General features: G+C 54.3%; 2 protein-coding genes. One reads left to right on the top strand and one right to left on the bottom strand.

All coding sequences use genetic code 11. From position 1 onward, the window contains the following. Nucleotides 1–424 precede the first annotated feature (424 nt). Complete coding sequence (locus tag DBR24_RS29330; protein ID WP_128616444.1) at nucleotides 425–838, top strand: hypothetical protein; 414 nt, start codon at nucleotides 425–427, stop codon at nucleotides 836–838. Nucleotides 839–946: 108 nt separating this feature from the next. Here DBR24_RS29330 and DBR24_RS29325 read toward each other — a convergent pair. After that, nucleotides 947–1,187, bottom strand: a 241-nt coding sequence (locus tag DBR24_RS29325) for a hypothetical protein (RefSeq protein WP_128616443.1), incomplete at its 5' end; no start/stop codon positions are given.

Here is a 1,187-nt window from a genome sequence, read left to right as displayed (position 1 = left end):
ACCCTCTCCCGGAGGGAGAGGGGACTGACCGTGGTGATCTTGCGAGTTACATCGACCTGAAAGATCAGCGTGATCTCAGGTTTGGCCAAGCGAAGATCAGCGCGGAAGTCGCAAGTCGGCGTACATCACCCAGACAACTCGGTCAGTCACCCGAAAGAACCCCACCCTCCAGGCTTGGCCAAGCGAAGATCAGCGCGGAAGTCGCTAGTCGGCGCACATCACCCAGACGACTCGGTCAGTCCCGCGAAAGAACACCACCATCCAGGCTTGGCAAAGCGAAGTTCACCGCTGAAGTCGCAGGTCGGTGTACATCACCCATACAACTCGGTCAGTCCCCTCTCCCTCTGGGAGAGGGTTAGGGTGAGGGGCTTTGCTTTTATGGCGTTAAACTGTCTAACCATGAACGACAGGAAGTCAAAAACTCATGCGATATCTGATCATCTGCTTATTCAGCCTGCTTAGCCCATACCTCGCCCTTGCCGACGAAACCCACATTGAACAGGCACGCCAGACACTAAAGAACTACGGCCTGAGCCACTGCATCCTAAAGCCATTCAACGAACACTCCTTGCTGGAAAAAGACATTGCACTGTCCGCCAATGCCTATTCCTTCATGGGCAAAGGCATGCATTCGATCCTGCAAAATGAAGACACGCTGCAAGTGCTACACGATCCCTACAAAGAAACCCGAAACTACGTGTTGGCGGCTTACGAGCAGACGCCTTCAAACAGCAAATACTCGAATGAAAAAGTAGTGTTTTTTGGGTGCATGAAGGTCTACAACTCCGATGCGTTCAACAGCTTTATCAACTCTCAGGATGCGTACATCCCTGACTGACTAACTGATTTCCTTTAACGTCAAAAGATCGCAGCCTTCGGCAGCTCCTACAGGGCGAACGCCAGTCCCGTGTAGGAGCCGCCGAAGGCTGCGATCTTTTGATCTTTTTCAGGCGGGCATGCTGCGCAGGCGCCTGCCGATGACATCAAGCACATCACAGCCGTCACGCAATGGGATCACGCAGAGCTGGGCGAAATCGCTGAGGATGACGGAGTCGCATTCGACCGAGCCGCGCATGCACATGTTTTCCAGCACCTGGATCACGGCGCGCAGACGATGGTTGGCGGCGTCCATGAGGATGTCGAGAGGCACGTGGGTGTCGATGAAAAGGGTGGGCATGTCGCTGCAA

Source organism: Pseudomonas sp. HMWF006 (assembly GCF_003061205.1).
Classification (GTDB): Bacteria; Pseudomonadota; Gammaproteobacteria; order Pseudomonadales; family Pseudomonadaceae; genus Aquipseudomonas; species Aquipseudomonas monsensis.
Note: the sequence above shows the minus strand (reverse complement) of the source record. Positions and strands in the feature narration are given on the sequence as shown.

Coding starts and splice junctions, on each gene's coding strand:
- DBR24_RS29330 (WP_128616444.1), top strand. CDS start 425: ATGCGATATCTGATCATCTGCTTATTCAGCCTGCTTAGCCCATACCTC.